This window comes from Kitasatospora sp. NPDC085895 (assembly GCF_040702125.1).
Taxonomy (GTDB): domain Bacteria; phylum Actinomycetota; class Actinomycetes; order Streptomycetales; family Streptomycetaceae; genus Kitasatospora; species Kitasatospora arboriphila.
In genome coordinates this window covers 1-3764 of record NZ_JBFBJY010000192.1, presented here as the reverse complement: position 1 = coordinate 3764, position 3764 = coordinate 1, and the positions used below count along the sequence as shown (strand labels likewise).

Genomic DNA, 3764 nt, shown 5'->3' with positions numbered 1-3764 from the left:
GGCCCACCCAGGTGGGGAAGCCGAAGAGGTGCTCCGGGCCGAGCTCCACGCCGATCCGGGCGAAGAGCGTGCCCGCCAGGGTGCAGGCGTAGGCGACGGCCACGGTGAGGCGGCGACCGAGGACGATCTCGGCGATCCCGAAGACCAGGAAGACCTGGACGAGCGCGCCCCACACCGGCAGGTCCAGCGCGGGGACGTACAGCGAGAGCGGTGTCCGCAGCAGCGAGATCCCGAGCGGCAGCGCGGCCCGCACGACGCCGACCTGGGTGACCAGCCGTTCGCCGCCCGGCAGGTGCTGGACGACGGAGAAGAGCAGCACCAGCACGGTCGCCGCGGTGGCCAGCGGGACGGAGGCGAACCGGTGCCGGCGCACGTGCGCGCGGAGGGTTCCGATCAGCGTGCCCCACTCCGCGACCGCGGCCCGGACCGCCACCGGTCCGACACCCGGTCGTACGCCCCCCGCACGAGCCATCCGATCCACCGCTGAATCTCCCCGTCCGTTTCCGGCCGGGCACCCCCGCGCCCCGCCGTGCAATTCCCGGGACATTTCCCGTACGGCCGGGGTTTCTCCCGCCGATACATCCACGGTAGGCATCGGACAAAGGGGGTGCGTCACCTTGCGAGGCGAATCGCGGATTATCCTCAAGTCGGAGGGGGGCGACCACCGGACGCGGCCGCACCCCCCGATCGGCGGTGGCCCTCCGCCCCCCGGCGGAGGGACTACCCCTACCCGTCCCGCTCCGCCGCCGACCCCCCGCCGGACACCGCCTGCGCGGCGGCCCGGACGTGACGGCGACGGAAGAGGACGGGGAGACTCGGCACCGTGATGAAGCCCTCGGCGCGCGCACTGGCGATGCCGATCCGCGGAATCTCGCTGCTCTTCTCGAAGAGCAGATAACGCGGCTCCCAGATCGGCCGGTACTTCGCATTGGCCCGGTACAGCGATTCGATCTGCCACCAGCGGGAGAAGAATCCCAGCACCGAACGCCAAAGCCGCAGCACCGGACCGGCGCCCAGCTTGGAACCGCGCTCGAAAACCGAGCGGAACATCGCGAAGTTCAGCGAGACCCGTTCCAGGGCGACCTCGTCGGCGCGCTGCAGCAGTTCGATGACCATGAATTCCATCAGGCCGTTCTCGCTGTCGCGGTCCCGGCGCATCAGGTCCAGCGAGAGGCCGTTGCGGCCCCACGGGACGAAGCTCAGCAGCGCCCGCAGCTCGCCGTCCCCGTCGTGGCACTCCAACATCACGCAGCGGCCGTCGTCCGGGTCGCCGAGCCGGCCCAGCGCCATCGAGAAGCCGCGCTCGGTCTGGCCGTCCCGCCAGTGGTCGGCCTTGTCGAGCAGCTCCGCCATCTCCTCGTCGGGGATGTCCTCGTGCCGCCGGATGCGCACCGTGTACCCGGCCCGCTTGACCCGGTTGTACGCCTGCCGGACGACCCGCATCGCGCGCCCGTCCAGCGAGAACTCGTCGACCTCGACGATCGCCTCGTCGCCCAGCTCCAGCGCGTCCAGGCCGTGCCGGGCGTAGATCACGCCGGCCTCCTCGGAGGCGCCCATCACGGCCGGCACCCAGGCGTGCTCGCGGGCCTCCTCCAGCCACGCGTCGATCGCCCCCGGCCAGGCCTCCGGGTCGCCGATCGGATCGCCGGAGGCCAGCGAGACGCCGCCCAGCACCCGGTAGGCCACCGCGGCCTTGCCGGACGGCGAGAAGATCACCGCCTTGTCCCGGCGCAGCGCGAAGTAGCCCAGCGAGTCGCGCTCGCCCTGCCGCTCCAGCAGCTCGCGCAGTCGGACCTCGTCCTGCGCGGTCAGCAGCTCCTGGCCGCGCGGGCTGCGGAAGGCCAGGTACAGCACCAGCAGGAAGAGCACCGCGCCCATCGCGTTGATGAAGGCGTTCACCCAGGTCGGCACGGAGATCTCGTCCGCCAGCCGGCCGGACGGGGTGATCGTCACCATCCGGGCCACCGCGTAGCCGAACCGGGTGCCGAACTCCGCGCCGTGCACGGCGTTGGTCAGCTGCACCAGGGTCGCGCCGACCACGCCGCCGAACAGCAGGCCGCCGATGAACGTCGCCACCCCGGTCTTGGGGTTGGAGCGGTCCCCCTTGGAGGTGAACTCCCCCCGGCCGACCAGCAGCGCCAGGAAGAAGCCGACCGTCAGCACGGTGGAGAACCAGTTCACCGGATGGTCCGCGAACGGGCTGTCCGGCACCAGCATCAGCAGCAGGTACAGCACCGAGAAGAGCCCCGACACCACCGCGTTGAAGATCCACGCGGCCCGTTTGCGGCGCCGCATCGCCACCGCGAGGAAGAGCGAGAGCAGCACGGTCGTCAGACCGGCCGTCAGCAGGTACGGGGTGAAGTACTCGCCCTCGTTGTGCTCCTGCACCTGATCCCGGAACGGCACCGCCAGCACCGCGACGAGGTTCAGCAGGGCCAGCAGCCTCAGGTACCAGACCGTCGTCGCGGCGGCCCTCGGCCGCCACCGGGCGAGCAGCCCGGACGGGGATCCGACATGCGCGGGAACGGCGGTGGGCGCCGGCTTCACGGTGGACACAGCTCCAATTGCAGACGATCAACGTGGGGGACGCATCCGTACGACACCCGGGAGGGACGGAGCGGCCCGCACACCCGGTCTCCGAGCGGCCAGGGCCCACAGGGGGCTCCGTGTTCCATGGTTCCCCACCCCGGATGAGAATTGCGTGAATCCGGTAGCGGATTCCGACCCCCGCCGAACGGCGGGGGTCACCACCCCGCCGGTGGACCGGATCGCGCCCCACCGGCCCCTAGGCTCGAAGACGAGCCGCGCACGCCCGAGGAGAGCCATGCCACCGATCCGCGTCCTGATCGTGGACGACGAGGTCCTCGTCCGCTCGGGCCTCGGCCTGATCGTGGGCTCCGCCCCCGACCTGGAGGTGGTCGGCGGCTGCTCCGGCGGCCAGGCCGAGCAGCAGGCCGTCGAGCTGCGCCCGCAGGTCGTCCTGCTCGACATCCGGATGCCCGACCTGGACGGCATCAGCGTGCTGCGCCGGCTGCGCGCCCTTCCCGACCCGCCGGCCGTGGCCATGCTCACCACCTTCGACACCGACGAGTACATCGGCACCGCCCTGCGCGCCGGCGCGGCCGGCTTCCTGCTCAAGGACACCGCCCCCGAGCAGCTGGTGCACGCCGTCCGGGTGCTCGCCGCCGGCGGCAGCATGCTCTCGCCCACCGTCGCCCGCACGGTCATCAACGGCTACGTCGAGGGCGGCGGCCCCGACGCGGACGCCGCCGCGCTGGCCCGCCAGCTCACCACCCGCGAGCTCGACGTGCTCGCCCTGCTCGGCGGGGGCCTGTCCAACGCGGAGATCGCCGACCGCCTCTACCTCGGCACCGGCACCGTGAAGGACCACATCAGCGCGATCCTCGCCAAGCTCGGCGCGGCGAACCGGGTCCAGGCCGCCGTGGTCGCCCACCGCGCCGGGCTGGTCCGCGCCCAGGGCGGCCCGGGCGCATGACCGGCCCCAGAGCCCTGCCGGCCTGGTGCACCGCGACCTGGCTGATGCTGCTGCTGCCGGTGCTGATCTCGCTCGTCGACGCCGCCCTGGTCTCCAAGGGCGCCAAGTGGTGGGAGGCGGCGCTCTCCGTCCTGGCCGCGCTCGCCCTGCTGCTGCGCCGCCGCCTCCCGGTGGCGGTGCTGCTGCTCACCCTGCCCGGGGCGTTCGTCAACTACATCTGGCTGGCGCCGATGACCGCGGTCTACACGGTCGCCGCGCAGCGGGCGGC

Annotated in this window: 2 protein-coding genes and 2 pseudogenes; 2 read left to right on the top strand and 2 right to left on the bottom strand. The window is 72.5% G+C overall.

Features of this window, described 5'->3' with window-relative positions:
* Window positions 1–433 (bottom strand): annotated as a pseudogene (locus tag AB0442_RS41990) (hypothetical protein); the annotation flags it as partial.
* A gap of 293 nt (window positions 434–726) precedes the next feature.
* Window positions 727–2496: a phosphatidylglycerol lysyltransferase domain-containing protein gene (locus AB0442_RS41985; RefSeq protein WP_366168780.1), complete on the bottom strand. Its 1770-nt coding sequence runs from the start codon at window positions 2494–2496 to the stop codon at window positions 727–729.
* Between the two features lie 328 nt (window positions 2497–2824).
* On the opposite strand from AB0442_RS41985, the gene AB0442_RS41980 reads away from it, so the two are divergent.
* Window positions 2825–3496 carry a response regulator transcription factor gene (locus tag AB0442_RS41980; protein WP_366168779.1) on the top strand — a complete coding sequence of 224 codons (672 nt, stop codon included), beginning with the start codon at window positions 2825–2827 and terminating at the stop codon, window positions 3494–3496.
* Window positions 3493–3764: pseudogene (locus AB0442_RS41975) on the top strand (two-component sensor histidine kinase); the annotation flags it as partial. The gene AB0442_RS41980 and the pseudogene AB0442_RS41975, both read left to right, overlap by 4 nt.

Bases quoted from the DNA above. Each gene is read 5' to 3' on its own strand.
- AB0442_RS41980 (WP_366168779.1), top strand. From the start codon at position 2,825: ATGCCACCGATCCGCGTCCTGATCGTGGACGACGAGGTCCTCGTCCGC.